Source organism: Mesorhizobium sp. AR07 (assembly GCF_024746815.1).
Taxonomy (GTDB): domain Bacteria; phylum Pseudomonadota; class Alphaproteobacteria; order Rhizobiales; family Rhizobiaceae; genus Mesorhizobium.
Genome location: NZ_CP080525.1, coordinates 378,704 through 404,520, shown reverse-complemented (window position 1 = coordinate 404,520; position 25,817 = coordinate 378,704). Strand labels below are relative to the sequence as shown.

Sequence of the window (25,817 nt, the reverse complement as noted above, 5' to 3'; positions counted from 1 at the left end):
ATCAGGCAATGAAACCGAAAATCTTCATCGACGGCGAGCACGGCACCACCGGCCTGCAGATCCGGGCGCTGCTTGCCGAGCGCGGCGACCTGGAGATCATTTCTGTTCCCGCCGAGCGCCGCAAGGAAGTGGCGGCGCGCGCCGAGTTCCTGAATGCCGCCGATGTCGCGATCCTGTGCCTGCCCGACGATGCTGCCAAGGAAAGCGTCTCGCTGATCGCCAATGACACCACCAAGGTCATCGATGCCTCGACCGCGCACCGCGTCGCCGAAGGCTGGGCATACGGCTTCGCGGAGATGGACAAGGAGCAGGCAAAGACGATCGCCGCGGCGAAACGCGTCGCCAACCCCGGCTGCTGGCCGCAGGGACCGATCGCAACGCTGCGGCCGCTGGTCACCGCAGGCCTGCTGCCGGCGGATTTCCCGGTCACCGTCAACGGCATTTCGGGCTATTCGGGCGGCGGACGGCCGATGATCGAGGACTATGTCGCCAAGGGTGAGGACGCCCCGGAGTTCCTGCCCTATGGCCTCACCTTGCAGCACAAGCACGTGCCGGAACTGAGGGCCTATGCCAGGCTTTCGCATGACCCGATCATGCAGCCGGCGGTCGGCAATTTCGCGCAAGGCATGATCACGGTGGTGCCGCTGCAGCTCGGCGGCCTCGACTATGTGCCGACGGGTTTGGAACTTCACGCGGCGATCGCCGACCATTTCGCCGCCATCAAGGGCGGTGTGGTCGAAGTTGCGCCCTATGCGCATCTCGAGCGCATGCCGGAGATCGATCCGGAGATCTACAACGGCACCAACCGGATGAAGGTCTACGTCTTTGCCAATGACGAGCGGGCGCAAGCCCTGCTGCTGGCGGTCTACGACAATCTCGGCAAGGGTGCCTCGGGTGCCGCCGTCCAGAACATGGACCTGATGCTCGGACTCTGATGGACGCGCCTGTCTTTCCGAGACGCTGGAAGGTCAGCGCGCCCGAACTCATCGCAGAGACCTTTTCGAGCCGCATCTGGAAGGTGCGGCGCGAGGATGGCTCGCCGGCAATCGTCAAGGCACTCAAGCCTTTCGACGATGTCGCCGACGAATTGCGTGGCGAATATTTTCTCGCCTGGCGGCACGGCGAAGGGGCGGTCCGCCTGCTTGGCCGCGACGGCTACAGCATGTTGCTCGAATATGCCGGAGAAACGCCACTTTCCGAGGTTCTCGACGGACAAGGCGACAACGCCGCGACCGCAATCGCGGCGGATGTGATGGCGAAACTGTTTTCGCCTGGGAAAGACCCCTTCCCGCCCGAGCTTCAGCCGCTCAGGGAGCGGTTTTCAAGCCTCCTGTTCAGGAAAGCCGAAACCGACCGCGACACCGGCCATGACAGCCTCTACGTCGAGGCTGCTACCATCGCCGATCGGTTGCTGGCCAATCCGCACGATATCAGGCCTCTGCATGGTGACCTGCACCACGAAAACATCCTACACGGATCGCGCGGCTGGCTGGCGATCGACCCGAAGGGCGTGCTCGGCGATCCCGGCTTCGACGCCGCGAACATGTTCTACAACCCACTCGACCGGACGAGCTTTGCCTCAATCCGGAGCGCATAGCCCATATGGCCGAGATCTTTGCCAAGACGCTGGGCCAGGCGCCGCCCGCCATTCTTGACCACGCCATCGCCTATGGTTGCCTGTCGGCATCCTGACATCACGAGGACGGCAACGCGGTCGAGGAGAACCGCGAACTGGCGATTGCCGTGGCGATCCAGGCCGTGCGGGCAAGCTTCTGATCTCGCTGCCAAATCGGCGCCGTTAACGTCTCGTTAACCATAATCGCCTACTGATATGGCTTGGCTCCACTGGGGATTTGTCATGGTCAGCGCGATTTCGAGCTCCTCCCAGGCAAGCCAGTATTCCTCATCCAGTTCGTCGAGCAATGCAGCCCAGGAGGCGGCGCTCGAAAAACAGATCCAGGAGATGGAAGACCAAGCCAAGGCAATCTCGGATCAGGTCCAGGCCGCCAAATTGCGGCAAGACATGGCCGCATTGCAGGCGAGGCTCGATGCGCTCAAGGCCGCTGACAACGTAGCCAAAGGCAATCAGGCGCAAGCGCAGTCCGCACCATCCGCTGCTGCGCTGCGTCAGGCGGAATTCGACGGCGCGAACACCACGCAGTCCAACGCCTTCTGGATGTAACGGGACTCAGCTCCTGACCGCTATCTCATGCGGCAACGGATAGGCACCCTTGGTGCCGCGCCAATGCGCAACGGCAAAGCCCAGTACGACCAGCGCAAACCCCTGGTGGGTCAGCGCCATGTGCAGCGGCACATGCATCAGCAGCGTTCCGATGCCGATCGAGGCCTGCACCAGCACCAGCAGGAACAGCAGCATAGCGCGACGAGCATGGGTTGAGCCCGGCAGCCGCCGACGCGTCGCGATCATGTGCCACAGGGCCACTATGAACACCGTGTAGGCGCCGAGCCGATGGACGAACTGCACCGTCTTCGGGCTTTCGAAGAAATTGCGCCACGCCGGCTCGAGGATCAGCAGATCACCCGGGATGATCTTGCCGTCCATCAGCGGCCAGGTGTTGTAGCTCAGGCCGGCGTCGAGCCCTGCGACCAGCCCGCCGAGATAGATCTGGATCAAAGCCAAAAGCACGATGAACCCGGCCAGCCTCTGCGTCGAACGATCGGCGGCGGGTTCGGAATGCGGCGCCAACCCACGCGCCACGACCATGGTCGCGGTGAAGATCAGCGCCGCCAGCGTCAGATGCGTCGCCAGCCGATACTGGCTGACCGAGACGCGGTCGACCAGGCCCGAGGCTACCATCCACCAGCCGATGGCGCCCTGCAGGCCGCCAAGCAAAAGGATGCCCACCAATTTCGGTTCCAGGCCGCGTTCGATGCGGCGCGTCGCCCAGAAGAACAGCAGCGGCAGGGCAAAGACCAGGCCGACGCTGCGCGCCAGGATGCGGTGCGCCCATTCCCACCAGAAGATCGACTTGAACGCCTCGATGCTCATGCCCTTGTTGAGCTCGGCATATTGCGGAATCTGCTGATAGAGCTGGAATTCCTCTTGCCACTCGGCTTCGTTGAGCGGCGGGATCACGCCGTGGATCGGCTTCCACTGTGTGATCGACAGGCCGGAATCGGTGAGCCTGGTGGCGCCACCGACCAGCACCAGCGCAAACAGCACCAGCAGCACGACATAGAGCCAGCCGCGCAACAGCGCCCGGTTGTGCAGGTCGCGGTCGCGGGCAACGTATGGCGCGGCGACTGATATGGCAGCCATGGTCTTGGTCCCGGCAGGTTGGTTTCGCGGATTGGTGGACCATCGCACCCGTGCTGGCAAGGCCAGGCGGCGCGGCACGCCGTCGCGCCGCGTCTCACTGGTTGCACGCGTCTCCCGTTCGGCCTAAGCGATAGCGATCGACGAGACCGCGACATGCCCATTCGTCTGAAAAAGCTGATCGGAATGTTTCTGCTGGTGGCGCTGGTCATCATCTACGCCCTGATCGCGTCGATTTTCGCCGTCGCTCGTCTCTCGGAGTCCGGCCCCCTCGTGCAATTCAGCTTCTTTCTGTTCAGCGGCCTGCTCTGGGTGCTGCCGGCGATGGGCATCATCAAATGGCTGATGCTGGAGCCGAAGGCGAAGCGCTGAACAGGAACCCGGCCGGCTGCCGTCAGATGGTGACCACCATCTTGCCGGCGTTGGCGAGCGGCGTCGTCACGCCCGACAGCATGGTGCGGATGTGAGCGACGCTCTGGTAGCGGCCGTTGACTGAGATGCGCGGCAAGGCATGCAGGAAGCCGGCATGTTCGGCGCGCAGCAAACCGTGGCGCGTGGTCACGGCGGAGGTGTAGCCGGCGTCTCGGACAAAGCCCACTTCGCGGCAGCCTACCGCGCTTGCATAGCCGTAGGGATAGGCGAAATGGCGCGGCTCCTGGCCAAGTTCAGCCTGCAACAGGCCACGCACGGCGCCGACCTCGTGCCGCGCATCGACCTCGGAAAGCCGCTTCAGATTGCTGTGGTTGATCGTGTGGGCGCCGATCGTCACCAGCGGGTGCGCGGCGATGCTGCGGATTTCGTCCCAGCTCATCAGTGTCCGCAGGCGCGGGCCGTTGGTGTCAACGCCGCTTGCGCGAGCAAGGTCACGCAGCACGGTTTGCAGGTCCTCCTCGCGGACTTCGGAGGTAAGATAGACGTGCAGGCGTATGTTGGCCTGCACCTTCTTCGCGGTGGTCGAGCAATCGATCGTCAGCGAGCCATTCGGCTTCGCCAGAGTGAGGCTATCGCACGCGTCGACGATCTCCTCGACCACGTCCCACCACAGATCGGCGGTGCCGCTGATCAGCCCGGGCGCGACATAGATGGTGATCGGCGCGCCGTGTTTCTCCAGCACCGGCAAGGCCTCGGTCATGTTGTCGCGATAGGCGTCGTCGGCGGTGATGGTGGCGAACTCGCCTCCCTTGCCGCCTGCCTTGATGCGCTCGACCGCTTCGTCCATCGAGACGAAGGCATAGCCGCTCGCCTTCATGTCGGCGATCACGGCATCGAGGAAGCCGGGCGCGATGTTGAGATGCCGGTTGACGCTGTCAGGCTTTGCGGGTGTCGCGGTAACGCGGTGCAGCATCAATATGGCGCCAATGCCGCCGATGAACGGCTTGGCCAGCGGTGCAAGACCGGAATAGCGGGCGACGTTGAGCGCCAGTTTCCGGATTGCCTCGCCCCCGTCGATCATTCATTCACCTTTTGCGCCTAGGCTGATCCAAGCACGGAATGCGCCTATGCGGCTCCCCAAATCGCCATCAATACGCCGTAAGGATTGAGGTATGGTTGACGCAACCGCGTCATTTGACGGCAATCGGCTCGCTGCGACCGAGGCGTCGCCGCGTGCCTTGCCAGGGGATCAGGCCAACCTATCGATTTCTGTGGTGTCGGGCGAAGGGCTCGCGGCCTATGCCAGGTTCTGCCGTTCGGCCCTGTTTGCACCGGCACAGAGTGCCGGCTGGATCCTGACCTGGGCAGAGCAGACCGGACCGAACCTCCTCGTTGCAACGCTGAGCGCCGAAGGCAGGCCGGTTTTCGCGCTGGCCCTGGAGGTCACCGCGAGAGGTCCGTTCCGCGTCGCTCGCTTCATGGGCGACCGCCATGCCAATGGCAACTTCGTCGCCGCCGATCCGCAATGGCTGGCCAGGGCGGATGTCGCGGCCATCCGATCGATGCTGGCGGCCATCGCCAGGACACGGCCGGACATCGACCTCATCGCGCTCGAGCGGTTGCTGCCCGATCTCGACGGTGTCGCCAATCCACTCGCCTTGCTTGACCATTTTGCCAGCCCCAATCTGTCGCTGGCCGTCGACCTCGCCGGTGGCTTCGATGCGCTGCTGTTGCGCGCCAGCGGCAAGCGCAAACGCAAGAAGCACCGCTCGCAAATGCGCAAGTTCGAGGCCGTCGGCAGTCATCGCCGCATCGAGGCCGCTACCCCCGACGAGGTGAACAGGCAGCTCGATGCCTTTTTCGAGATGAAGGAATTGCGCTTCCGCAAGATGGGCATCGCCAACGTCTTCGGCGACCAGCAGGTACGCACCTTCTTCCGCGCGCTGTTCCTGCAAGCGCTAGCCGAAGACAGGCCCGCCTTCGTGCTGCACGGGTTAGAGGTTGCCGGCAAGCTCCGTGCCGTCACCGGGTCAAGCCGCTCGGGCAAACGCCTGATCTGCGAGTTCGGAGCGATCGCCGAGGACGATCTTGGCCACACCAGCCCGGGCGACTTCCTGTTCTTCGACAACATCCAGCAAGCCTGCGAGACCGGTTTCGCTGTCTATGACTTCTCTGTCGGCGACGAGCCTTACAAGCGGCAATGGTGCGATATCGAGACCCAGCACTTCGAGGTTTTGGTCCCCTTGACCCCCAGGGGTCGCGTGCTGGCGCTGACACTTAGGCAAGGCGCAAGGCTGAAGGCCTTTGTCAAGAACAGCCCGACGATCTGGAAGCTGACCAAGATGCTGCGCCGCAGGGCGGCAGGACAGGCAGCGCCCGCCGCAGGCGAGGATGAGAGCTAGCTTTCAGAAGTTGAGGGCTTCCCGGAGCGCCGGGCCGGCTCTGACACGCAGATCGAGATCGGCCTCGATATGGTCGATGTGGTGCAGCATCAGCCGGCTCGCCAGCCCGCAATCGCCGTTCTCCAGTGCGCCGACAATTTCCGTGTGCTCGCTATGCCCGCAGGCTGATACGCCAGACCGCCCGTAAAGGGCGATGACCAGCGACGAGCGCGCCACCAGTTCCTCCATGAAACGCTGCAGGATGGCATTGCCGGCCACGGAGGCGAGCAGCAAATGGAAATCGCCGGACGCCTTGATTTCGGAACGCCGCGCCGTCGGGCCGCGCGCGGCGATGAAGCGGCCTTCCTCGTCGAGCTGGGCCCGGAACGCGGCGATGTCGGCAGCGGTGACGCGCCCGCAAGCGGCAATGGCGATACCCGGCTCGATCAAACGGCGCGAAGCAAACACCTGGCGCGCTTCCTCGGGCGAAGGGTTGGCGACGAAGGCGCCGCGGTTGCGCTCGGTGCGCACCAGCCCTTCGAAGGACAACATCTGCAACGCTGCCCGCGCCACGGTGCGCGAAACGTCGAAGAGCGTGCCGACCTCGCCTTCCGACAGCTTGGTGCCCGGCGCCAGCCGGCGATCGACGATGGCGTCGCGCAGATTGTCGCGGATCGCCTGGGCGCGATCCTGGTTGGCGCTGTCGGCGGCGGAATAGATCTGATCGGCAATGTTCATGGCGATGATGTTCCCGCCCCCTTCTAACGCGACTCGTCGCCTCCGCACGAGAGGCAAAGTGAACACGAAGCCGAAAAAGATTGCATACGATTCTTGTGCATATCGCGCACAATCGCCCATAATTTGTGCAATGCACAAGGAAGCCTTTCAGATAGGCGGCACCCAAGAATCCTGATTTTTCAGACAATTCAAACGCTTGGCCGATCGTCCGCGGATTGGCACGCATGATGCATTGGTTAATGCGACCCAACGGGGAAGCCTGAATGTCCAAAGCCGCCGAGATCGACATCGTGTCCGTTTCGAAAGTCTATGGAACGACGACCGCCGTCGAGGACATCAGCCTGAAGATACCGGCCGGCACCTATTGCTGCCTGCTCGGCCCCTCCGGCTGCGGCAAGACCTCCACTCTGCGCATGATCGCCGGCCACGAAAGCATTTCGTCGGGCGATGTCCGCCTCGGCAACACCGTCGTCACCGACCTGCCGCCGGCCAAGCGCGGTACGGCGATGATGTTCCAGTCCTACGCGCTGTTCCCGCATCTCGACCTCATCGACAATGTCGCCTTCAGCCTGAAGATGAAGGGCGTCGACAAGGAACAGCGCCGCGCCAAGGCGTTCGACATGCTCAAGCTGATGCAGATGGAGGCTTACGCCACACGCCGCCCCGCGCAGCTTTCCGGCGGCCAGCAGCAGCGCGTGGCACTGGCGCGGGCGCTCATCACCGATCCGGAGGCGCTGCTGCTCGACGAGCCGCTATCGGCGCTCGACCCGTTCCTGAAGATACGCATGCGCGCCGAGTTGAAGAAGCTGCAGACCTCGCTCGGCATAACCTTCGTCCACGTCACCCACAGCCAGGAGGAGGCCATGGCCTTGGCGGACCTGATCGTGGTGATGAATGACGGCCGCATCGAACAGGCGGCACCCCCGCGCGACGTGTTCGAGCGGCCGGCCACGGCGTTCGTGGCGCGCTTCATGGGCGACCACAATGTCATCTCGGGCCGCGTCACCGGAGAACGTGACGGCATGGTCGTCTTCGACGTCAATGGCGGCGCCTCGCTTGCTGCCTGCGGGCAAGACCAGAAGCCGGGAGCGCCGATCGACATCGCCATCCGCACCGACCATGTGCGCATCGGCGAGCCCCCCGCGCCCGGCCTCGGCTTCACCGGCATCGTCTCCAACATCGAATATCGCGGCGCCACGGTGAAGCTGTCGGTCACCGGCGCCGGCATCGATGATTTCACCGTCATCATCGACGATTCCGACTTCTTCGCCAGACCCGTCGCCATTGGCGACGCCGTTCCGCTCGCCTGGGATTCCGAGGATGCCATCGTCCTCGGGCGCCTTCATTCATGAATTCAACGAAGCAAAACAAGACAGGGGAATAGGCATGACAAACACCATGGAAAACAAGACTGGCATTTCGCGCCGCTCATTGCTCAAGACAGGCGCCGCCGCCGTCGGCCTCGCCGCCGGCTCGGGCGTCATCACCGGCTTCCCGACCATCTGGGCGCAGTCCAACATCACGCTGCGCCAGTTCGGCACCGGCGTGTCGAACCTCAACGCCATCGCCGACAAGTGCAAGGCCGACCTCGGCATCACGCTGGAGATGACGGCGACCGATTCCGACGCCGCCGCCCAGCGCGCCGTGACGCAGCCCGACAGCTACGACATCGCCGACATCGAATACTGGATCTGCAAGAAGGTGTTCCCCACCGGCGTGCTGCAGCCGATGGATGTCAGCAAGCTGAAATATTACGACGAACTGGTGCCGCTGTTCAAAACCGGCAAGCTGATGCCCGACAGCGTGATTGCCCAGGGCACGGCGCCGCACACGGTCGGCTTCGTTGAGGCGCAGGATTCAAAGACCTTCGCCAAGGCGCCGACCAACTGGTTCACCATGGTGCCGACAATCTACAACGCCGATACGCTGGGCATCCGCCCCGACCTCGTCGGCCGCGACATCAACAGCTGGGCGGACATCATGGACCCGGCCTTCAAGGGCAAGACAGCGATCCTCAACATCCCCTCCATCGGCATCATGGATGCGGCGATGATCATGGAAGCGATGGGCAACGTCAAATATGCCGACAAGGGCAACATGACCAAGGACGAGATCGACAAGACGATCGACTTCCTGATCAAGGCCAAGCAGGGCGGCCAGTTCCGCGCCTTCTGGAAGTCCTTCGACGAGAGCGTCAATTTGATGGCGTCGGGCGAAGTGGTCATCCAGTCGATGTGGTCGCCGGCCGTCGCCGCGGTGCGCTCCAAGGGCATTCCCTGCCGCTTCCAGCCGCTCAAGGAAGGCTACCGCTCATGGGGCGGCGGCCTTGGCCTCGCCGCCCACCTCAAGGGCGCCGAACTCGACGCGGCCTACGAATACATCAACTGGTACACGTCGGGCTGGGTCGGTGGCTACCTCAACCGCCAAGGCTACTACTCGGCCAATATGGTCTCGGCCAAGAAGTTCATGTCCGAGGACGAGTGGGGTTACTGGATCGAGGGCAAGCCGGCCAAGGGCGAGATCAAGGCGCCCGACGGCACCGTCATGGAAAAGGCGGGTGCGGTGCGAGACGGCGGCTCCTTCGAGGAGCGCATGGGCAAGGTCGCCTGCTGGAACTCGGTCATGGACGAGGACCGCTATATGGTGAAGCGCTGGAACGAGTTCATCGCGGCCTGATGCAGCCAGCGCCCCGCCTTCTCCCCTTGTGGGAGAAGGCGGATTGGCGCGCAGCGCCAAGACGGATGAGGGTGTCGGAAGAAACTCCACCGTGGGTGATCCGTCCAGCACCCCTCATCCGACCGAGCTTCGCTCGGCCACCTTCTCCCACACAAGGGGAGAAGGAAAAGCCGCTCCGCCCGCATCGCGAACCTGCACCGGGACCATTGATGACAGTCGCTCTCGAACGCCCCGCAATCGCCGCCGCCAAGCCCGCCCGGCGCCGTCGCCTGTCGCTCAGTGCCATCACGCCCTACCTGCAGTCGGCGCCGCTGGCCATCATCCTCGGTGCGTTCCTGCTGCTGCCCATCATCATGATCGTCGTCGTGTCCTTCTGGGATTACGACTTCGCCGCCATGTATCCGGATTTCCTGACCACCAACTATTCGGATGTGCTGGGCTCCTGGGTGACCTGGAAGACCTATCTCAACACCATCAAATTCGCGGCCATCGTCTGGGCGCTGACCTTGTTCATCGGCTTCTGGGTCGCCTATTTCCTGGCTTTCCACATCCGCACCACGGCCATGCAGATGGTGCTGTTCCTGGTCTGCACCGTGCCGTTCCTGACCTCCAACATCATCCGCATGATCTCGTGGATCCCGGTGCTCGGCCGCAACGGGCTGATCAACTCGACGCTGGTGCAGTTGGGCCTGGTGCCCAAGCCCATCGAATGGCTGCTCTATTCGGAATTCGCGGTCGTGCTGGCCATGGTGCATCTCTACACGCTGTTCATGGTGACGCCGATCTTCAACACGCTGATGCGCATCGACAAATCGCTGGTCGAGGCCGCGCGGGATGCCGGCGCTTCGGGCTGGCAAGTGCTGTGGAACGTCATCATTCCGCTGGCCAAGCCTGGCATGGCGATCGGCACCATATTCGTCGTCACGCTTGTCATGGCCGATTTCTCCACCGTGCAGGTGATGTCGGGCGGGCAAAGCGCATCGGTCGCGCTGATGATGAAGAACCAGATGTCGCTACTGCAATATCCTGCCGCCGCCGCCAATGCGGTGGTGCTTCTGGTGCTGGTGCTTTTGATGGTCGCCGGCATCCTGCGCATCGTTGATATCCGCAAGGAGCTTTGACGTGAGCCACGAAAAACGCACCATCGAATTCTACGTGCTGGCGGCCTTCTTCACGCTGTTCGTGCTGTTCCTCTACGGCCCGCTGTCGGCGATCCTGATCCTCTCCTTCCAGGGCGAGACCGGCGGCCTCACCTTCCCGCTCAACGGCGTGTCGCTGCACTGGTTCGCCAATCTGTTCGAGCGCCAGGCGGTCGGCGATTTCGGCGGCAGCTTCAAGCGCTCGCTGTTGCTGGGTGTCATGGTGATGATCGTCACCGTCGCCGTGTCGCTGCTCGCCGGCCTTGCCTTCCGCCAGAAGTTTCGTGGTGCCACCGCGCTGTTCTACCTGGCAGTCGCCAGCCTGGTCGTGCCCTCGATCATCATTTCGCTGGGCATCGGCGTCGTCTTCCAGCAGATCGGTTTTCGCCCGGCCTGGTACACGTCGGCCTTCGGCGCCCATCTGACCTGGACACTGCCCTTCGGCGTGCTGATCATGTTCGCCGTCTTCAACCGTTTCTCACCCGCCTACGAGGAAGCCGCGCGCGACCTCGGCGCCACCTCCTGGCAGACCTTCGCCCATGTCGTGCTGCCGATGATCGCGCCGAGCCTGATCGGCGTCGGCCTGTTCGGCTTCACACTGTCCTACGACGAGTTCGCCCGCACGCTGATGACATCAGGCACTTTCAACACGCTGCCGCTCGAGATCTACGGCATGACCACCAATGTGACGACGCCGGTGCTCTACGCGCTGGGCACGGTGACCACGGTTTTCTCGTTCCTGGTGATCCTGGCGACGCTTGGCGCCATCCTCTATGTCGGCCGCCGCCGGGTGCGTGCCTGACCATGCGGATCCTTGTGGTGAATCCCAACACGACGGCCAGCATGACCGAAACCATCGGTGCGGCGGCGCGCGCCGTGGCAGGCGCCACCACGGAGGTCGTCGCCGTCACCTCCTCCACGGGGCCGGCTTCGATCGAAGGTTATTATGACGAGGCGCTCGCCGTGCCCGGCCTGCTGATGGAGATCGCCGCCGGCGAGCGTGCCGGCGCGCAGGCGGCCATCATCGCCTGTTTCGACGATACGGGCCTGGATGCCGCGCGCGCCATGGCCAACATCCCGATCATCGGCATTTGCGAGGCGGCGCTCAGCATCGCGTCCTTCATCGCCCAGCGCTTCACCGTCGTCACCACCACCGAACGCTCCCGCATACCGGTGGAGGGGTTGGTGCAGCGCTACGGCATGGCGGGGCGAGCGCGTGTACGGGCCGCCGACATTCCGGTGCTCGCCCTTGAAGATCCGGCATCAGGCGCGATCGGGAAGCTGCGCGACGAAATCGCCCGGGCCGTCGAGGAGGACCGCGCCGAAGCCATCGTGCTTGGCTGCGCCGGCATGGCGGATCTTGCCCACCGGCTCCAGGCCGAATTCGGCCTGCCTGTCATCGACGGTGTCGGCGCTGCGATGAAACAGGCCGAGGCGCTGGTAGCGCTCGGCCTGTCGACATCGAAGCGCGGCGCCTATGCGAGCCCACTGGCCAAGCCCTACCGTGGCATGCTGAAATCCTTCTCGCCTGGAGCCGTCGCCGCGGAGTGAGTGCCATGAAGCCGACCATCCGCACACTGTCGCTGCAGGAACTGGCGATTCTTGTCGACTGGGCGGCGGTGGAAGGCTGGAACCCCGGCCTTGAGGACGCGGCAATGTTCCAGGCAGCGGATCCCGAAGGGTTCATCGGCGCCTTTGTCGGTAACGAAATGGTCGCGGCAATCTCGGCGGTGGCCTATGGCCATGAATTTGGTTTCATCGGCCTCTACATCTGTCGGGCGGATATGCGCGGCAAGGGCTACGGCAAGGCGGTGTGGACTGCCGGCATGGCGAGGCTGGCGGGCCGCACGATCGGCCTCGACGGCGTCGCCGAGCAGCAGGCCAATTACCGGCACAAGGGCTTCAGGCCCGCCTACGAGACCATCCGCTACAGTGGGCGCAAGGCGGGCCCGGCGGTCAGGGACGATGGGCTGCGCACGGTGACGACGCAGCTCGTGCCCGACATCATCGCCTATGACACCCATTGTTTTCCGGCACCGAGACGGGCCTTCCTGCAGCGCTGGCTGCCGGCGCCTCACTACGGGCTGGCGGCGATCAGCTCGCGCGGCACCACCGGCTATGCGGTGGCGCGCCCGTGCCGCTCAGGCTTCAAGATCGGCCCGCTGTTTGCCGACGATAAGGAGATCGCGCTGCAACTGCTCGACGGACTGGCGGGTATGTGCGGAGGCGGCGAACTGCACATCGACGTTCCAGCGACCCAGTTGGACTTCATCGCAGCGCTCGACGCGGCAGGCTTCTCACCGACCTTCACCACCAGCCGCATGTACAAGGGCCAGCCCCCAAAGCTCGGCCCGCACAGGATATTCGGCGTGACGACGTTGGAGTTGGGATAGAACTTTCAGGACCGAACAGCGTCCGCCAGAGAATTTGCAACTCGTCTACGCCGCCGAGCGCCGTCCCGGCACCGGATTGCGGGGCGGTTCGTGGCCGAGCGGCGTCACCAGCGTCAGGTCCGGATAGCCGCTTTCGATCAGCTTGACCGCGGCCTGCGTCACTTCATCATCCGGCTCCAGCATGGAGAGGAAGACTTCGGTGGCATCGCCGGCCAGACGGCCGATGCCTTGCGCGTCGGCAGGCCCGCATTCGACCACGACCAGATCATAGGCTGTTGTCAGCGACTGCATGATGATCGGCAGCCGGTCCGCGGCGCGCATGGCGCGGACCGGATCAGCCGTGCCGACCGGAATGACGTGGCAATCCGAGTAGAGATCGGCGTGGATAACGTCGCTGAACTGCGCTTCCGAAGCGAGCAGGTTGGTGATGCCGGGGAAGAGCCCGCTGTCCAGCATCGGCCGCGAGGCAGCGCCGGAAGCGGTGAGGTCCAGCAACAGGACGCGCAGGCCGGCGTCGGAAACTTCACGCGCCACCAGGACCGCCGATGCGGCGGCCTCGTCGCCCTCCGGCGAGACGAATATGGCACGCGCCGCGCCACTGGCGATCAGCTTCTCCGCCGCCTTCTCGACATCGATTTCGCCAAGGGTGGAACGTGCCGGTTCGGGCTCGACAGCAGCCTTCTCGGTCGGCGCCGCCTCGGGCATTGCGACCATGTCGGGCGTCCCGGCCATATCAGGAGCAACGGTCTCGGCAGTTGGATAGCGCATCGCGGCCCTGTAGGGCTCGACCGCCGCTTCAGCCGGATACTCTCCCATCTCATCGATGACGTCGACCTCCTGGCGGACAACCGGCATCGCGACGCTATCGGGCGCCCGAGCTACATGAGGCATCGCGACCTCATCGATCCGTTCGAATCGGGAGCCGGTCGCCGGCCGCATCGCGCGGCCTGAAAACAGCTCCTTCAGAAGCGTCACGATGGCCATGATCAGCAGCGACGCGGCGAAGGCAGCGCCGACGATCGGCCCTATCTTCGGGAAATAGGCCTCGGAGGGGACCTGGGCCGGAGAAACTACCCGGGCATCGACGGGCAGATAGTTGCGGTCCTTGCGCGACGCCGCCGCCAGGTAGTTGGTCTGGTACGATTCGAGCTGCTGGCGCTTGGCGGTCGCATCACGCTGCAGGGCATCGAGTTCGACCTGCTGTTCGCCGGCACGGGCCGAAGCGGCCTTCAGTGTGTTGACGTCGGCAACGAGCTGGTTCTCACGAGCCTGCGCGGTCTGCGCCTGGGTCATCAGACCCTTCATCAGTTTTTGCGCCTCATTGCGGATCTGGCCGTCGAGATCGGCAAGCTGAGATTTAAGCGCCCGGATGCGCGGATGATTGTCGAGCAAGGTCGTGGACAGATCGGCAATGTTGGCCCTGAGCTCAACCTGCCGCTCGCGCAGGCGCTGGATCAGATCGGAAGACAAGACCTCAGGCACGGCATCGAGCGAACCGCCGCCCTGCAACGCCTGGCGCACGCTGTTGGCGGTCGCTTCCGCCGAGGCGCGGTTGGCGCGCACGCGCGTCAGCTCGCTCGACAGTTCGGAAAGCTGCTGCGTGGCAAGCACCGAGTTGTTGCCACCCATCAGAAGATCGGATTGCGCCCGGTAGGTGGCGACCTTGGCCTCGGCATCCTTCACCTGCCGTTGCAGATCGGCGATCTCCGGCGCCAGAAAATCGGCGGCGGCATTGTTCGATTCGAGCTTGGCAGCCCCCTGCCCCGCAATATAGGCGGCGGCAATGGCGTCGGGTATGGCGGCCGCAAGCTTGGGATCTTCCGATGAGAACTCAATGGCAATGATGCGGGTCTTCTCGACGCCATAGACGTTGAGCTTCTCACGCATTTTCTTGAGAACGCGTTCTTCCGTCGGAATTTCCATCGGGTCGCTCTTCAAGCCAACGAGGACCAGAGCGCGGTTCAACGCCGACATGTCGAGCGCTTCGTCGAACTCGGGCAGTTTTTCCAGACCAAGCTTCTGCGCGACCCGCTTGAGGATTTCGTTGGAGGAAATTATCTGGACCTGAGTGGCAACGCCTTGTTCATCGAGAATCGGCCTGTCGGTGTCGCCGTTGCTGGCCGGCCGCGTATAGACGGATTCACGCGGAGCAATCTCTACCTGCGTCTGGGCCTTGTAGTGGCGCGTGGCAAGCGAGGCGAGCGCGAAAGCCGCGCCGGTCACCACCAGCGCGACAACGAGGATGCGCAGCCAGTTCCTCGCCAGGCTGGCGAAGAGCTGCCTGAGATCGACGTCGACATCTGCGGCCGCGGACTGAACGGACATGCATCCCTACTCCGATACTGGGTCAGGACGCACCGTAAACAACTATGGTAACTCAGCCGTTAAGACCGAAGTAAGTTTTCGTTAGGGTTTACTGGCGAGCGACAAACAAAACCGCCAAAAATCGTAAAACTCTTGCCGACGCGCCGAGTGTCTGCCGCTCCCTTTACCGGCCATTAACCCTAACAGGATGATAACGGACCTCGATCCCCAGAGTTGCTGCGACGCTGCAGCGGCCAGTCGAAGGTACCTGTCCGGTCATGAAAAGCACTGCTTCCCTTTTTCGCGCGCTGCTTGCCGTGTCGATGCTCGCCGGCTGTTCCAGCTACCGGCCGACACCGGCTGCGTTCCATGAGGTGCTCAACCAGCCCTATCGTCTTGGCGCCGGCGACCGCGTCCGCGTCACGGTCTTCGAGCAGGACGGGCTGACCAACACCTACAGCGTCGACCAATCCGGCTATCTCTCCTTCCCGCTTGTCGGCGCCGTGCCGGCGCGTGGCCACACCGCACAGCAGATGGAAAAGGAAATCGCCGACAAATTGCGGCAGGGCTATCTGCGCGATCCCGACGTTTCGGTCGAGATCGATCGCTATCGGCCGATCTTCGTCATGGGCGAAGTGGGCGCTGCCGGCCAATATTCGTATGTCCCCGGCCTGACGGTGCAGAAGGCAATCGCCATTGCCGGCGGTTTCACGCCGCGCGCCAACCAGGAAAGCGTCGACATCACCCGCGACATCAACGGCAAGGTGATGACCGGCCGCGTGGTCACCTCCGACCCGCTGCTGCCCGGCGACACCGTTTACGTTCGCGAACGCCTGTTCTGACGAACCACGTGGCGGACACACTCAGGATCGTCCATTGCTTTCGCTCACCCGTCGGAGGAATTTTCCGCCATGTGCGCGACCTGACCGAGGCGCAGGTCGCGGCCGGACATTCCGTCGGCATTGTCTGCGATTCGATGACGGGCGGCGCATTCGAGGAACGCCTGTTCGAGCAAATGAAGGACATGCTGGCGCTCGGCATCCATCGCACGCCGATGCAGCGTCATGTCGGCCCGGGCGACCTTGCGTCGGCCTGGTGCACCTACAGGATCATCAAGGAATTGCGGCCGGACGTGTTGCACGGGCACGGCGCCAAGGGTGGCGCCTATACTCGTCTGTTCGGCTCATTGTTGCGGGTATCAAGGTCTCGCGTAGCCCGCCTTTATTCGCCGCATGGTGGCTCCCTCCACTATGACGAGAAGACGGCCACCGGAAAGCTGTTCTTCGCGCTCGAGCGCTTCATGGCGCACTTCACCGACTACCTGCTGTTTGTTTCCGACTACGAAAGGCGAACCTATCGCCGCAAGGTCGGCGAGCCGTCGATCCCCAACAGCCTGGTCTACAACGGATTGCGCGCCGCCGAATTCGAGCCGGCGATCACCAGGCCCAATGCTGTCGATCTGCTCTATATCGGCATGATGCGCGACCTGAAGGGACCGGACATCTTCATCGACGCGCTGGCCCTCGCCGGCCCCCGGCTCGGCCGCACGCTTACCGCGGTCATGGTCGGCGACGGCGACGACCTGCCGCGCTACCACGCGCAAGTGAAGCGACTAGGGCTTGAGAACCAAATCCGCTTCCTGCCGCCGATGCCTGCCCGGGAAGCTTTCGCGCTGGCTGCGCTCGTCATCGTTCCCTCGCGCGCCGAAGCCATGCCCTATATCGTTCTGGAGGCGCTTGCCGCGGGAAAACCGGTGATCGCCACCTCCGTCGGCGGCATTCCGGAGATTTTTGGCTCCGGCTCCGCTGCCCTGATCCGGCCCGACCCAGCCGAGCTCGCCGACAAGATGCGCCAGGCCCTGACCGACCCAGCCGCCTATCGCAAGCTGATGCCCGATGGCGCCAGCCTCAAGGCACGCTTCGGCGTCGATGTAATGGCCGCCGACATCGAGAAGGCCTACTTCGGCGCGCTCAATAGATAGGGCCGCGGCCCCAAGCCGTTCCAAAGCCACACGTTGTTTCAAGGGTTTCTTAGCTCTCTTTTGCTATTCACCTGAGGGAAGCTTGCGGAAAACTCCATGAACGAGATCGACCCCGCGCACCGCTTTTCAGCAGAAGCGGTGCGTAAATTCGACAGCCCGGCCGATGGCGATGCGCCCGGCGGCATGAACGATGTCGCCCGCCAGGTCGCTTCGCAGTACAGGCGCGATACGATGTCGCCGATCATGGTCAGCGGCGTGCTGCGCATGGTCGAATTCGGGTTGCTGTTCCTGTCCGGGCTCGGCGTCTATTTCCACTACATCGGGTTCTATCTCGCCTGGCAGTATCCGCTGACGATCGCCGCCTCGTCGTTCCTGGCCGTGGTGCTGCTCGACGTCACCGACTGCTACCAGGTCGTGTCGCTGATGCGGCCGATCGCCAATTTCGGCCGCGTCCTGCTGGTCTGGGCCGGCACCTTCGCCCTGATGGCGCTGACAGCGTTCGTCATGAAGATGTCGGAAGACTATTCGCGCCTGCTGTTCGGCACCTGGTTCGTCGTCGGTTTCGTTCTCCTGTTCGGCCTCAGGCTGGTGATGTCGAAGCTGATCCGGCGCTGGGCGCGCGATGGCCGCATGGAGCGGCGCGCCGTCATCGTCGGCGGCGGCAAGGCGGCGGAAATCCTGATCCGCTCGGTCGAAAAACAGCCTTACAACGACATCCGCATCTGCGGCATCTTCGACGATCGCGGCGACAAGCGCTCGCCGCCCATCGTCGCCGGCTATCCCAAGCTCGGCACGATCTCGGAACTGATCGAGTTCGCCCGCATCGCCCGCATCGACATGCTGATCGTATCGCTGCCGCTGACCGCCGAATCGCGCGTGCTGCAGCTGCTGAAGAAGCTGTGGGTGCTGCCGGTCGACATCCGGCTGTCGGCACATTCCAACGCGCTGCAGTTTCGCCCGCGCGCCTATTCCTACATCGGCTCGGTGCCGATGCTCGATATCTTCGACAAGCCGATAAACGACTGGGATTCGGTCGCCAAGCGCGCCTTCGATATCGTCTTCAGTCTCATCGGCATCGTCGTGTTCTCGCCGGTGATGCTGGCCACCGCCATCGCCATCAAGCTCGACAGCAAGGGGCCGGTGCTGTTTCACCAGAAGCGGCACGGCTTCAACAACGAGATCATCGAGGTCTACAAGTTCCGTTCGATGTATACGGACAAGGCCGACCCGACCGCCAAGCAGACCGTGACCAAGAACGATCCGCGCGTCACCCGCATCGGCCGCTTCATCCGCAAGACTTCGATCGACGAACTGCCGCAGTTCTTCAACGCGCTGCTGGGTTCGCTGTCGCTGGTCGGCCCGCGCCCGCACGCTATCGCCGCGCAATCGCACAACCTTCTCTACAACGAAGTGGTCGACGGTTATTTCGCGCGCCACAAGGTCAAGCCCGGCGTCACCGGCTGGGCGCAGATCAATGGCTGGCGCGGCGAGATGGACACCAACGAGAAGATCCGCATGCGGACAGAGTACGACCTCTATTACATCGAGAACTGGTCGCTGCTGTTCGACTTGCGGATTCTGTTCCTGACGCCGATCCGGCTGCTGAACACGGAAAACGCCTATTGAGCGCGATTTCCCACGAGCTGCCGCAGGCCGCGGTCAACGCCAAGCTGATCGCGTTGATTTCCTCGGCCGCAATCTTCGTCGGCATATTCCTGTCCGGCTTCGTCATCAGCGAGCCTGCGCCTTATGAACTCTACATGGCGGGGCTGATCACCATCTGGGCTCTGTTTGGCCTCCGGGTGTCGCGCGCCGCAATGCCGCTCCTGGTGCTGCTGGTGACGATGAACATCGGCGGCATGATCTCGATGACGCAGATGGCCGATCTGGCCAACACGCCGCTCTATCTCTCCGTCTCGCTGTTTCTCGCCTTCACCGCGGTGTTCTTCGCTTCGGTGACCGCTGTACAACCCAGCCTCTACCGGCTGATCTTCTTCGCCTATGTCGTGTCGGCGGTAATCACCTCTCTGCTCGGCATTGCCGGCTATTTCCACGCTTTTCCGGGCGCGGAAATGTTCACCAAATACGACCGCGCCGCCGGCGTCTTCCAGGACCCGAATGTATTCGGACCGTTCCTGGTGCTGCCCGGCATTTATCTGCTCTATCTGCTTTTGACCGGGCCGGTCTCGCGCATGCCGCTGCTGGCGGTGCCGCTGCTGATCATCACCGCCGGCATCTTCTTCTCCTTTTCGCGCGGCGCCTGGGGCATGTTCGCAGTCTCGGCCGTCCTGCTCACCGGCTGCCTGTTCCTGCAGAGCGCCAGCGGCATGTTCCGGCTGCGTGTCGTGGTGATGACGATCGCCGCGCTGTCACTGCTGGTCGTCGCCATGATCGTCATCATGCAGCTACCCGGCGTGTCGGAAATGTTCTCCAACCGCGCTCATCTCGAACAGAGCTACGACACCGCCCGCCTCGGCCGCTTCGCCCGTTACGCAATCGGCTTCCAGATGGCGCTCGAGCATCCGTTCGGCATCGGCCCGCTGGTCTTCGGCACAATTTTCGGCGAAGACACCCACGACATCTGGCTGAAGATGCTGATGGACTACGGCTGGCTCGGCTTCGTGTCGTTCCTGACGCTTGTCGCCTGGACGATATCAGCCGGATTCCGCATATTGCTGCGCGACCGGCCGTGGCAACCCTACCTGTTGTGCGCCTATGTCGCCTTTATCGGCAATATCGGCCTCGGCACCTTCATCGACATCGACCACTGGCGCCATCTCTATCTGCTGCTCGGCCTGATCTGGGGCGCAATCGCGCTCGAATACAGGCACCAGCGGCTGTTGCATCAGGCCATGCCGCCCACACCAAATTGGCATTTCATTTCTGAACCACGCACATCAGCTTGACGCAGCGCCAGATCTCTTTGCGTCAGAGCTCAACCTGTCGCTTTTGAGTGGGGAGAAGGCGAGACTGAACGCATATATCCTTCCCCGATTTTCGTCCGTTACGCGAATCCAGTTTCTTTCCCATACCCGCACGGTAACTTCAGCGCCGACCGCAAACGCTGCGGCCCTGAAAGGGCTGTGTGCATCGACTGTGTGCACCGCGGTCACTTTGTTGAGTTCGATCTCCTCGACAAGATAGGTCGGCATTTGCATCTCCTCTTCGGACGAAACCACAGAATGCTTCCTTTGCAAGAAGGTTCTACCGGGCTTTGCCTTGTCTCAAAGCGCGACTGCTGACTACCGTCCCGAGCATCCTCGCGTCGCCGTTCAATTTTGCCATATGCTCTGCCGGGCCAAACCGATCGGACGCGATAGTGTCCAACCCTTTGGAAGGCTGCTGGAGCCACTTCCGTTGGACACCGATCTTGTCCGCCATCGCACATAATTCATCGAGAGAGTCCGCCCACATGTGGCACATGACAGGGCGGCCGAGCCCGGCTCGCATAGTGTCGACGTAGACGGCCATTTGGGTAGACGGCCATTTGGGTCGAACTGGCTAGTCCAATGCTGTCTATCTATTAGGCATGACTAACATAGACAACAACGGTGACCGTGCTGTGACGGACGCCGGCAAAGCACTCCTGGTGACCTGTAATCTAGCTACGACGTGCCCGGCCCAGTCGCCGCTGTCACGGCACGTTCATCACGACAAGCTAATATGAGGTGGCATCGAGTTTTCTGCTGACATGGAGGAATGGTGTGCCTGTTCCCCGGTATGACGATGATCGCTTCGAAACCTGTGTTGAACTTTCAAAGGGTTTTGGCGGGTGGTTTGTCCGCCTATGCGAGGACGGCCGAGAGACGTTTCATGAGTTTAAGCGAGAGCGTCAGGCGATTGCCTTCGCAGACGCCCAACGGAAGCGAATTGGACTGCCCCCTCAACCGCTGGAGGGGGCAGCATTCGACAGCCACAAAGCGGTCGGGACAATCAGACGATCAGCAAATGTGTTGAGAACCGAGGGATTGGGTCGGTTCCTCCAATTGTCGGTATCATCGCTGAGCGAACCAATCAGGTCGCAGATACTCTGTCGTCGCGTGGCGGGCGATGCAAGGCAGGCACTGTCCAAACTCAATGAGGCGAATCGAAATCGCGGTTTGTTCATCGATTGTGGATCGAACGTCGGCCAAGGGTATAAATTCTTTTCGCGGCACTACACACCTGACCGCTACGATTACGTTCTAATCGAGCCCAACAGGCATTGCCTGCCGCACCTTGAGGCGTTGCGCTCCGACAAAGGGGCAATGGAGATTGTCGCAAAGGCGGCGAGCGTGAAAGATGGTTACGTCGAACTGTTCGGCCCCCCTGCGGACCAGGCGAACCCCACGCATGAAGGTTGCTCGATATTCCCCAGCCACAACGGAAGTCTGTATCAATCTCAGCGATTTGCGCACGAGCTTGTCGAAACGTTTTCGCTGTCGCAAATGATCCGAGCCAAACGCAGGCAGTACGAAGTGGTGGTTCTGAAGCTGGACGTTGAGGGGGCGGAGTACGAGATCCTTGACGATATGATCCGTTCCGGGATCCATCGTGACCTCTTTGCCGCCTATGTTGAGTTCCACTCTCTCTACATGAGGAGTTCCGAAGCGCGAATGACCCGCGCCATCGAACTCGAAATCATGCGTGAATTCCAGAAGGCGGGCACTCACATAAGCAGATGGATATAGCCCGGTGCTGTTGCCCACGGTGGGTGGGGCTGCCAGTCGCTGCTCCATGATGATGACCGACAACAAGATTGAACCGACCTGCCGCCTGACAGGACACCAATTGGGTCCTGGCGCAAGCTACGCCCCGCAAGGGCGCCCTTTAGGAGGAAGGGACTTTCTTTACGAATCCGTAAGTCGCGCGCCCGTGCCCACTCTCATAGGGTGCCCGGGAGCAGCGACTCATGCTGCCCTTCGCTGCTCATTGGGGTGCTAAACCCAACAGCCCGCTGCTACCCCAAATAAGTCCCGGCAGCGGGCTGGTCCCCACTGGCGAACCTACTTGCGGTATTTCGCGCAGACATTCCTCCGGTGAGGATCTCCGTATTCCTCACAATCATAGCCGCATTCATAGTCGCCGCCGCCATTGATCTGAATCTCGTTCAGCTTTTCTTTTGCATTTTCCAGGCAATATGACGCGCTTGTGAAGTGCGGCGTCACAACGAATTTTGTGCGGTCGGATCGATCCGGATAGACAATCGCGGACCAACCGCCTGGGCGGTCATCACAGCCGGACAGCACAAGCACTGCCATTGTAACGGCGGCCCAAATCATTCGCATCGCCCAAAGCCCTCACTGTGCTGGCCGTGGCGAGGATCGCGCCTGCGTGGGCTGGTCGTCAATCCTGCCGCAACCGTACGCCCGGCTCGACAGCCAATTGACCGAGCGTCCCGGGCGCGGCTTCACGCGCCGTAAGCACTGGGGATATCGGCGGCCTCAATGGACCATGAGAACGGCGACCGCCGACTGGCAGCCTTTGCCCGAGGTCTACCGGGGAGCGCGAGAAGCAGGAGGCCGTGAAGCGCTTCCGTGCAGGAGCGCATCAGCGGGCATTGGAGAGGCTTATCCGGCTCTCAGAAATGCGCCAGGAGGCTCAGGGGCCATCGCCGCTTTAGAACTGCGATCAGCGGCGACGCGCACTGGTGGGGTGCTGTGTGGCGCGGCAGTCGATCCGTTTGACGCGCGCCCCACCGTAGGCTTTTCATTTCTTGGTGATAAAAGCCTTGCAAACCGGTGTGAGTTCGCTGAGGTGCTGTTTAAGGCAGCCTTGCGCCTTGACATCATTGTCCATGTGACACACCCGCCTGGCGTCCGCCCTACAAGGTGTCTTGTAGGCATCTTTCGCTAATGCGGCGTCTGTGAGAAAAAGCGATATACAAGCCAGAAGCGCTAGTTGAAGCGTTTTTCCATTCTGCATGATTGTTTCCCCCTTTAGAAATGAGCGCAGAAGCGCAGACATTTATATACGCCATCCCTAATATAATTGGAATGCCCTTAAGGACGATGCCGGTGCTCATCTGAAAACCTCCCCAATATGTCGCGTCCATGTCGCGTGGACTTGCCGATAGTCACAGGAACGCGAGCTGGGAGGGGAATTACCCCTCGCGTTACCTCGGCTGGAAAAACGAAGAAAAACGAGAACGGACTTTTGGGGGTAAGTCCTTGTTTTATTAATGGTCGGAGTGGCCGGATTCGAACCGACGACCCCTTGACCCCCAGTCAAGTGCGCTACCGGGCTGCGCTACACTCCGGACCGGTCGCGATGTATCGTGATAACCCTGCTCGGGTCAACCGAAATTCGGCGACGATCGTGCTGGTGCGATCGCGGGCGCAGGCGAACCCTGCAATGCCGGGTCGTAACCTACCCCTGGCACACATCGATCCACTCAGCGCCGGTGAGATCGATCATGCGCTGCGGCGCAATCCGCACGGCGGCGTTGGTGGCGCCGGCGGCGGGCACGACCTCGCCGAAGTCGCGCAACGACGCGTCGCAATAGACCGGCAGCGGCGCCGGCAGGCCGAACGGGCAGACACCGCCGACCGGGTGACTGGTTGCTTCGACAACCTCCGCGGCGTCGAGCATGCGCGGCTTGCCGCCGAACTGGTCCTTGAACTTGCGGTTGTCCAGCCTGGCGATGCCGCTGGTCACGACCAGCATGGTGCACTCGCCTACGCGCAGGCAGATCGTCTTGGCGATCTGCGCCGGCAGCACGCCATGCGCCTCAGCCGCCAGTGCCACCGTCGCCGAACTCGCTTCCGTCACGATGACATCGATATCGGGCGCGCGGGCGGCAAAGAAGGCACGAACGGATTCCAGGCTCATATCGAAGACCCACGGTTCAGGATTTGGTGGACGGCGGATTGAGCCGCCGCGCGTATAAACACGTGCGGCGCGCAAATCGGCAAGCCCCAAGCTGCGGCGGGAAGGCCGCGGCACCAACAAACAAACCCGCCAAGTGCGCCTTGGCGGGTTCTCGAGCATGCCTGGTGCTGATCCTTATGTCAGGGATCGACCTTGTGCGGCCGGCGTCGGCACGGCAGAAGCAAGGAAAGTCTCCTGCGGAAGCCGAAGCGCGGACGCAATACGACGCAGCTTCGACGGATCGGTCACCTTGCCGCTCTCGATATCCTCAATCTCGTTGGCTGCCAGACCGCAGGTCAGGGAAAGCTTTTCCACACTGTAACCGCGGGTCTCTCGCATTGCTCTGAGGGTGCTGTAATCTGACCCGCTGCCGCTGGCGTCGGAGAGGGCATCGCTTTTTGCATTGTGGGGCATTGGCAACTCCATGGGCTGAAAGCGTTTGATCAAATGATGGTGTTGCCTGAGACGATCGGGAAGATGCCCGCTCGCCGGCGATTTGCCAAGCGCCAAACGGAGCGTCACGCTATCGTGAACCGGGCGCCTGGCGCGGCAGTCCCGCGCCTCGATCAAGTTCTTTTGACCGTCCAATCGTCGTCTTGCCCGGCAGTTTCGCCCCGCTCATTCGTTATCCCCGAGTCGCTGGCATGAAAGCCATCCGGTTTCAGCCGGCCGTTCCCGGAAGGATCTCTGCAATGAAGTTGAAGACACTCATGGTCGTGCTCGGCACGATTTCCAGCCTTTCCGTTGCCGGTGTGGGCAGCGCTCGAGCGGACACGCTGCGCGTGCGCGGCACGGTGGTCAGTTTCGAGCGCTCGCTGCTCACCGTGAAAACCCGCCAGGGCGATACCTCCGCGATCAAGCTCAATGCCGGCTGGAAGATCTCGGGCGTCGCCAACGCATCCGTCAAGGACATCAAGCAAGGCGATTTCCTCGGCATCGTCTCCGTATCGAAGGCGGATGGCGGCAGTGGCGCACTGGAAGTGGTGGTCTTTCCGGCCGCGCTGAAAGGCACTGGCGAGGGCGATCGCCCCTGGGACCTGCAGCCAAACAGCCGCATGACCAACGGCACCGTCGCCGACGTCACCGATGTAAGCGGTCGAGCCGTCACGCTGTCCTATGACAATGGCCAGACAAAGAAGATTTCGATACCCGACAATACGCCTGTCGTGACCTTCGCGCCGGCGACGCCGACCGACCTCAAGCCAGGTGCGACGGTCTTCGTCACCGCTCAGCATGACGGCGATGGCACGTTGAGTTCCGGCCGCGTCGTGGTCGGAAACAATGGGGTGGTTCCGCCGATGTAGGCAGAAGAGGGGTAGTGCGCAGCTTTTCGGCCTGGCGATGATGATGGTGGAAGCTTGGATTCCGCAGAAACAGTCCAGAAACAAAATTCTACAATCGGGAAATACTGACGAAAAAATTCAGGAGCGTAATCCCATTCGCGGCGATCGGATCATCGACCTGCCTGCTAAAGAAGGAAAACGATCCATGAAGAAGTCCCTCCTCTCGGCCCTCGGGCTTGCAGTTGCACTCGCTTTCACGATGCCGGTGATCGGCGCGACGAGCGCGGATGCGGCCCCGATGGCAAAGCATCATCGTCATCACTATCATCGCCACCACCACCCCGTTCATCACCGCCACCACGTTCATCACCACCACCACGTGAAGAAGACCTACTAAGCATAGCAGACTGCCAACGAGAAGACC

At 62.4% G+C, this 25,817-nt stretch carries 27 protein-coding genes, 1 tRNA gene and 1 pseudogene; 18 read left to right on the top strand and 11 right to left on the bottom strand.

The window, feature by feature from the left end; all coding sequences use genetic code 11:
• Positions 1-8: 8 nt before the first annotated feature.
• The 3 genes and pseudogenes from argC to BPNPMPFG_RS02085 all read left to right on the top strand — a co-directional run bounded on the left by argC (position 9) and on the right by BPNPMPFG_RS02085 (position 2,182).
• On the top strand, positions 9-935 hold the full coding sequence (argC, locus tag BPNPMPFG_RS02095; protein ID WP_258593031.1) for an N-acetyl-gamma-glutamyl-phosphate reductase: 927 nt from the start codon (positions 9-11) through the stop codon (positions 933-935).
• A pseudogene (locus BPNPMPFG_RS02090) lies at positions 932-1,776 on the top strand (aminoglycoside phosphotransferase family protein). The gene argC and the pseudogene BPNPMPFG_RS02090 overlap by 4 nt, the downstream one beginning before the upstream one ends.
• Before the next feature lie 82 nt (positions 1,777-1,858).
• Entirely contained in the window at positions 1,859-2,182 is a 324-nt protein-coding gene (locus BPNPMPFG_RS02085; protein WP_258593030.1) for a hypothetical protein, read from the top strand.
• Between the two features lie 6 nt (positions 2,183-2,188).
• On the opposite strand, the gene BPNPMPFG_RS02080 is transcribed toward BPNPMPFG_RS02085, so the two are convergent.
• Positions 2,189-3,280 carry a COX15/CtaA family protein gene (locus BPNPMPFG_RS02080; RefSeq protein WP_258593029.1) on the bottom strand — a complete coding sequence of 364 codons (1,092 nt, stop codon included), beginning with the start codon at positions 3,278-3,280 and terminating at the stop codon, positions 2,189-2,191.
• Between the two features lie 153 nt (positions 3,281-3,433).
• On the opposite strand from BPNPMPFG_RS02080, the gene BPNPMPFG_RS02075 reads away from it, so the two are divergent.
• Positions 3,434-3,649: a DUF2842 domain-containing protein gene (locus BPNPMPFG_RS02075; RefSeq protein ID WP_258593028.1), complete on the top strand. Its 216-nt coding sequence runs from the start codon at positions 3,434-3,436 to the stop codon at positions 3,647-3,649.
• A 22-nt stretch (positions 3,650-3,671) separates the two neighbouring features.
• Here BPNPMPFG_RS02075 and BPNPMPFG_RS02070 read toward each other — a convergent pair whose 3' ends face one another.
• Entirely contained in the window at positions 3,672-4,730 is a 1,059-nt protein-coding gene (locus tag BPNPMPFG_RS02070; protein ID WP_258593027.1) for a polysaccharide deacetylase family protein, read from the bottom strand.
• A 91-nt stretch (positions 4,731-4,821) separates the two neighbouring features.
• On the opposite strand from BPNPMPFG_RS02070, the gene BPNPMPFG_RS02065 reads away from it, so the two are divergent.
• Positions 4,822-6,051, top strand: a complete 1,230-nt coding sequence (locus tag BPNPMPFG_RS02065) for a GNAT family N-acetyltransferase (RefSeq protein WP_258593026.1) — start codon at positions 4,822-4,824, stop codon at positions 6,049-6,051.
• A 3-nt stretch (positions 6,052-6,054) separates the two neighbouring features.
• Here BPNPMPFG_RS02065 and BPNPMPFG_RS02060 read toward each other — a convergent pair whose 3' ends face one another.
• A complete protein-coding gene (locus tag BPNPMPFG_RS02060) occupies positions 6,055-6,768 on the bottom strand; it encodes a GntR family transcriptional regulator (RefSeq protein ID WP_258593025.1) in 714 nt (237 codons plus the stop codon).
• 263 nt (positions 6,769-7,031) lie between these two features.
• Between BPNPMPFG_RS02060 and BPNPMPFG_RS02055 the strand changes: the two genes are divergently transcribed.
• From BPNPMPFG_RS02055 to BPNPMPFG_RS02030, 6 genes are all read left to right on the top strand, one after another.
• On the top strand, positions 7,032-8,120 hold the full coding sequence (locus BPNPMPFG_RS02055; protein WP_258593024.1) for an ABC transporter ATP-binding protein: 1,089 nt from the start codon (positions 7,032-7,034) through the stop codon (positions 8,118-8,120).
• A gap of 34 nt (positions 8,121-8,154) precedes the next feature.
• Complete coding sequence (locus tag BPNPMPFG_RS02050; RefSeq protein ID WP_258593023.1) at positions 8,155-9,444, top strand: ABC transporter substrate-binding protein; 1,290 nt, start codon at positions 8,155-8,157, stop codon at positions 9,442-9,444.
• Positions 9,445-9,653: 209 nt separating this feature from the next.
• Positions 9,654-10,565 carry an ABC transporter permease gene (locus BPNPMPFG_RS02045; RefSeq protein ID WP_258593022.1) on the top strand — a complete coding sequence of 304 codons (912 nt, stop codon included), beginning with the start codon at positions 9,654-9,656 and terminating at the stop codon, positions 10,563-10,565.
• A gap of 1 nt (position 10,566) precedes the next feature.
• Complete coding sequence (locus BPNPMPFG_RS02040; protein WP_258593021.1) at positions 10,567-11,385, top strand: ABC transporter permease; 819 nt, start codon at positions 10,567-10,569, stop codon at positions 11,383-11,385.
• Positions 11,386-11,387: 2 nt separating this feature from the next.
• Positions 11,388-12,134 carry an aspartate/glutamate racemase family protein gene (locus BPNPMPFG_RS02035; protein WP_258593020.1) on the top strand — a complete coding sequence of 249 codons (747 nt, stop codon included), beginning with the start codon at positions 11,388-11,390 and terminating at the stop codon, positions 12,132-12,134.
• A gap of 5 nt (positions 12,135-12,139) precedes the next feature.
• Positions 12,140-12,976: a GNAT family N-acetyltransferase gene (locus BPNPMPFG_RS02030; protein ID WP_258593019.1), complete on the top strand. Its 837-nt coding sequence runs from the start codon at positions 12,140-12,142 to the stop codon at positions 12,974-12,976.
• 45 nt (positions 12,977-13,021) lie between these two features.
• Here BPNPMPFG_RS02030 and BPNPMPFG_RS02025 read toward each other — a convergent pair whose 3' ends face one another.
• Positions 13,022-15,301 carry a GumC family protein gene (locus tag BPNPMPFG_RS02025; protein WP_258593018.1) on the bottom strand — a complete coding sequence of 760 codons (2,280 nt, stop codon included), beginning with the start codon at positions 15,299-15,301 and terminating at the stop codon, positions 13,022-13,024.
• A gap of 257 nt (positions 15,302-15,558) precedes the next feature.
• Between BPNPMPFG_RS02025 and BPNPMPFG_RS02020 the strand changes: the two genes are divergently transcribed.
• From BPNPMPFG_RS02020 to BPNPMPFG_RS02005, 4 genes are all read left to right on the top strand, one after another.
• Positions 15,559-16,122 carry a polysaccharide biosynthesis/export family protein gene (locus BPNPMPFG_RS02020; RefSeq protein ID WP_258593017.1) on the top strand — a complete coding sequence of 188 codons (564 nt, stop codon included), beginning with the start codon at positions 15,559-15,561 and terminating at the stop codon, positions 16,120-16,122.
• Positions 16,123-16,130: 8 nt separating this feature from the next.
• Positions 16,131-17,261 carry a glycosyltransferase family 4 protein gene (locus BPNPMPFG_RS02015; RefSeq protein WP_258593016.1) on the top strand — a complete coding sequence of 377 codons (1,131 nt, stop codon included), beginning with the start codon at positions 16,131-16,133 and terminating at the stop codon, positions 17,259-17,261.
• 96 nt (positions 17,262-17,357) lie between these two features.
• Positions 17,358-18,887, top strand: a complete 1,530-nt coding sequence (locus BPNPMPFG_RS02010; RefSeq protein ID WP_258593015.1) for an undecaprenyl-phosphate glucose phosphotransferase — start codon at positions 17,358-17,360, stop codon at positions 18,885-18,887.
• Positions 18,884-20,167: an O-antigen ligase family protein gene (locus tag BPNPMPFG_RS02005; protein WP_258593014.1), complete on the top strand. Its 1,284-nt coding sequence runs from the start codon at positions 18,884-18,886 to the stop codon at positions 20,165-20,167. Before BPNPMPFG_RS02010 ends, BPNPMPFG_RS02005 begins: the two co-directional genes overlap by 4 nt.
• Here BPNPMPFG_RS02005 and BPNPMPFG_RS02000 read toward each other — a convergent pair.
• Positions 20,159-20,413, bottom strand: coding sequence for a hypothetical protein (locus BPNPMPFG_RS02000; protein WP_258593013.1), 255 nt, complete (start codon positions 20,411-20,413; stop codon positions 20,159-20,161). The two genes, BPNPMPFG_RS02005 and BPNPMPFG_RS02000, sit on opposite strands and share 9 nt — an antisense overlap.
• Before the next feature lie 52 nt (positions 20,414-20,465).
• A complete protein-coding gene (locus BPNPMPFG_RS43090; protein ID WP_413776897.1) occupies positions 20,466-20,675 on the bottom strand; it encodes a DUF4031 domain-containing protein in 210 nt (69 codons plus the stop codon).
• Positions 20,676-20,965: 290 nt separating this feature from the next.
• Here BPNPMPFG_RS43090 and BPNPMPFG_RS01995 point away from each other — a divergent pair, with 290 nt between their 5' ends.
• Entirely contained in the window at positions 20,966-21,931 is a 966-nt protein-coding gene (locus BPNPMPFG_RS01995; protein ID WP_258593012.1) for an FkbM family methyltransferase, read from the top strand.
• Between the two features lie 315 nt (positions 21,932-22,246).
• On the opposite strand, the gene BPNPMPFG_RS01990 is transcribed toward BPNPMPFG_RS01995, so the two are convergent.
• The 5 genes from BPNPMPFG_RS01990 to BPNPMPFG_RS43085 all read right to left on the bottom strand — a co-directional run bounded on the left by BPNPMPFG_RS01990 (position 22,247) and on the right by BPNPMPFG_RS43085 (position 24,698).
• Positions 22,247-22,522, bottom strand: a complete 276-nt coding sequence (locus BPNPMPFG_RS01990; RefSeq protein WP_258593011.1) for a hypothetical protein — start codon at positions 22,520-22,522, stop codon at positions 22,247-22,249.
• 427 nt (positions 22,523-22,949) lie between these two features.
• Complete coding sequence (locus BPNPMPFG_RS01985) at positions 22,950-23,207, bottom strand: hypothetical protein (protein ID WP_258593010.1); 258 nt, start codon at positions 23,205-23,207, stop codon at positions 22,950-22,952.
• 215 nt (positions 23,208-23,422) lie between these two features.
• A tRNA-Pro gene (locus tag BPNPMPFG_RS01980) sits at positions 23,423-23,499 on the bottom strand.
• A gap of 110 nt (positions 23,500-23,609) precedes the next feature.
• Entirely contained in the window at positions 23,610-24,071 is a 462-nt protein-coding gene (locus BPNPMPFG_RS01975; RefSeq protein WP_258593009.1) for a YbaK/EbsC family protein, read from the bottom strand.
• 174 nt (positions 24,072-24,245) lie between these two features.
• Complete coding sequence (locus BPNPMPFG_RS43085) at positions 24,246-24,698, bottom strand: helix-turn-helix domain-containing protein (protein ID WP_413776825.1); 453 nt, start codon at positions 24,696-24,698, stop codon at positions 24,246-24,248.
• Positions 24,699-24,802: 104 nt separating this feature from the next.
• On the opposite strand from BPNPMPFG_RS43085, the gene BPNPMPFG_RS01965 reads away from it, so the two are divergent.
• Complete coding sequence (locus BPNPMPFG_RS01965; RefSeq protein ID WP_258593008.1) at positions 24,803-25,414, top strand: hypothetical protein; 612 nt, start codon at positions 24,803-24,805, stop codon at positions 25,412-25,414.
• A 37-nt stretch (positions 25,415-25,451) separates the two neighbouring features.
• Positions 25,452-25,790 (top strand): hypothetical protein, encoded by a 339-nt coding sequence (locus BPNPMPFG_RS01960; protein ID WP_258593007.1) that lies wholly within the window; start codon positions 25,452-25,454, stop codon positions 25,788-25,790.
• Positions 25,791-25,817: the final 27 nt, after the last annotated feature.

Coding starts and splice junctions, on each gene's coding strand:
- BPNPMPFG_RS02000 (WP_258593013.1), bottom strand. CDS start 20,413: ATGCCGACCTATCTTGTCGAGGAGATCGAACTCAACAAAGTGACCGCG.
- BPNPMPFG_RS02080 (WP_258593029.1), bottom strand. CDS start 3,280: ATGGCTGCCATATCAGTCGCCGCGCCATACGTTGCCCGCGACCGCGAC.
- BPNPMPFG_RS01960 (WP_258593007.1), top strand. CDS start 25,452: ATGATGATGGTGGAAGCTTGGATTCCGCAGAAACAGTCCAGAAACAAA.
- BPNPMPFG_RS02010 (WP_258593015.1), top strand. CDS start 17,358: ATGAACGAGATCGACCCCGCGCACCGCTTTTCAGCAGAAGCGGTGCGT.
- BPNPMPFG_RS02075 (WP_258593028.1), top strand. CDS start 3,434: ATGCCCATTCGTCTGAAAAAGCTGATCGGAATGTTTCTGCTGGTGGCG.
- BPNPMPFG_RS02045 (WP_258593022.1), top strand. CDS start 9,654: ATGACAGTCGCTCTCGAACGCCCCGCAATCGCCGCCGCCAAGCCCGCC.
- BPNPMPFG_RS01985 (WP_258593010.1), bottom strand. CDS start 23,207: ATGTCTGCGCTTCTGCGCTCATTTCTAAAGGGGGAAACAATCATGCAG.
- BPNPMPFG_RS02050 (WP_258593023.1), top strand. CDS start 8,155: ATGACAAACACCATGGAAAACAAGACTGGCATTTCGCGCCGCTCATTG.
- BPNPMPFG_RS01975 (WP_258593009.1), bottom strand. CDS start 24,071: ATGAGCCTGGAATCCGTTCGTGCCTTCTTTGCCGCCCGCGCGCCCGAT.
- BPNPMPFG_RS02035 (WP_258593020.1), top strand. CDS start 11,388: ATGCGGATCCTTGTGGTGAATCCCAACACGACGGCCAGCATGACCGAA.
- BPNPMPFG_RS02025 (WP_258593018.1), bottom strand. CDS start 15,301: ATGTCCGTTCAGTCCGCGGCCGCAGATGTCGACGTCGATCTCAGGCAG.
- BPNPMPFG_RS02060 (WP_258593025.1), bottom strand. CDS start 6,768: ATGAACATTGCCGATCAGATCTATTCCGCCGCCGACAGCGCCAACCAG.
- argC (WP_258593031.1), top strand. CDS start 9: ATGAAACCGAAAATCTTCATCGACGGCGAGCACGGCACCACCGGCCTG.
- BPNPMPFG_RS01965 (WP_258593008.1), top strand. CDS start 24,803: ATGAAGTTGAAGACACTCATGGTCGTGCTCGGCACGATTTCCAGCCTT.
- BPNPMPFG_RS02085 (WP_258593030.1), top strand. CDS start 1,859: ATGGTCAGCGCGATTTCGAGCTCCTCCCAGGCAAGCCAGTATTCCTCA.
- BPNPMPFG_RS02030 (WP_258593019.1), top strand. CDS start 12,140: ATGAAGCCGACCATCCGCACACTGTCGCTGCAGGAACTGGCGATTCTT.
- BPNPMPFG_RS02020 (WP_258593017.1), top strand. CDS start 15,559: ATGAAAAGCACTGCTTCCCTTTTTCGCGCGCTGCTTGCCGTGTCGATG.
- BPNPMPFG_RS02070 (WP_258593027.1), bottom strand. CDS start 4,730: ATGATCGACGGGGGCGAGGCAATCCGGAAACTGGCGCTCAACGTCGCC.
- BPNPMPFG_RS02065 (WP_258593026.1), top strand. CDS start 4,822: ATGGTTGACGCAACCGCGTCATTTGACGGCAATCGGCTCGCTGCGACC.
- BPNPMPFG_RS01990 (WP_258593011.1), bottom strand. CDS start 22,522: ATGATTTGGGCCGCCGTTACAATGGCAGTGCTTGTGCTGTCCGGCTGT.
- BPNPMPFG_RS43090 (WP_413776897.1), bottom strand. CDS start 20,675: ATGTGGGCGGACTCTCTCGATGAATTATGTGCGATGGCGGACAAGATC.
- BPNPMPFG_RS02055 (WP_258593024.1), top strand. CDS start 7,032: ATGTCCAAAGCCGCCGAGATCGACATCGTGTCCGTTTCGAAAGTCTAT.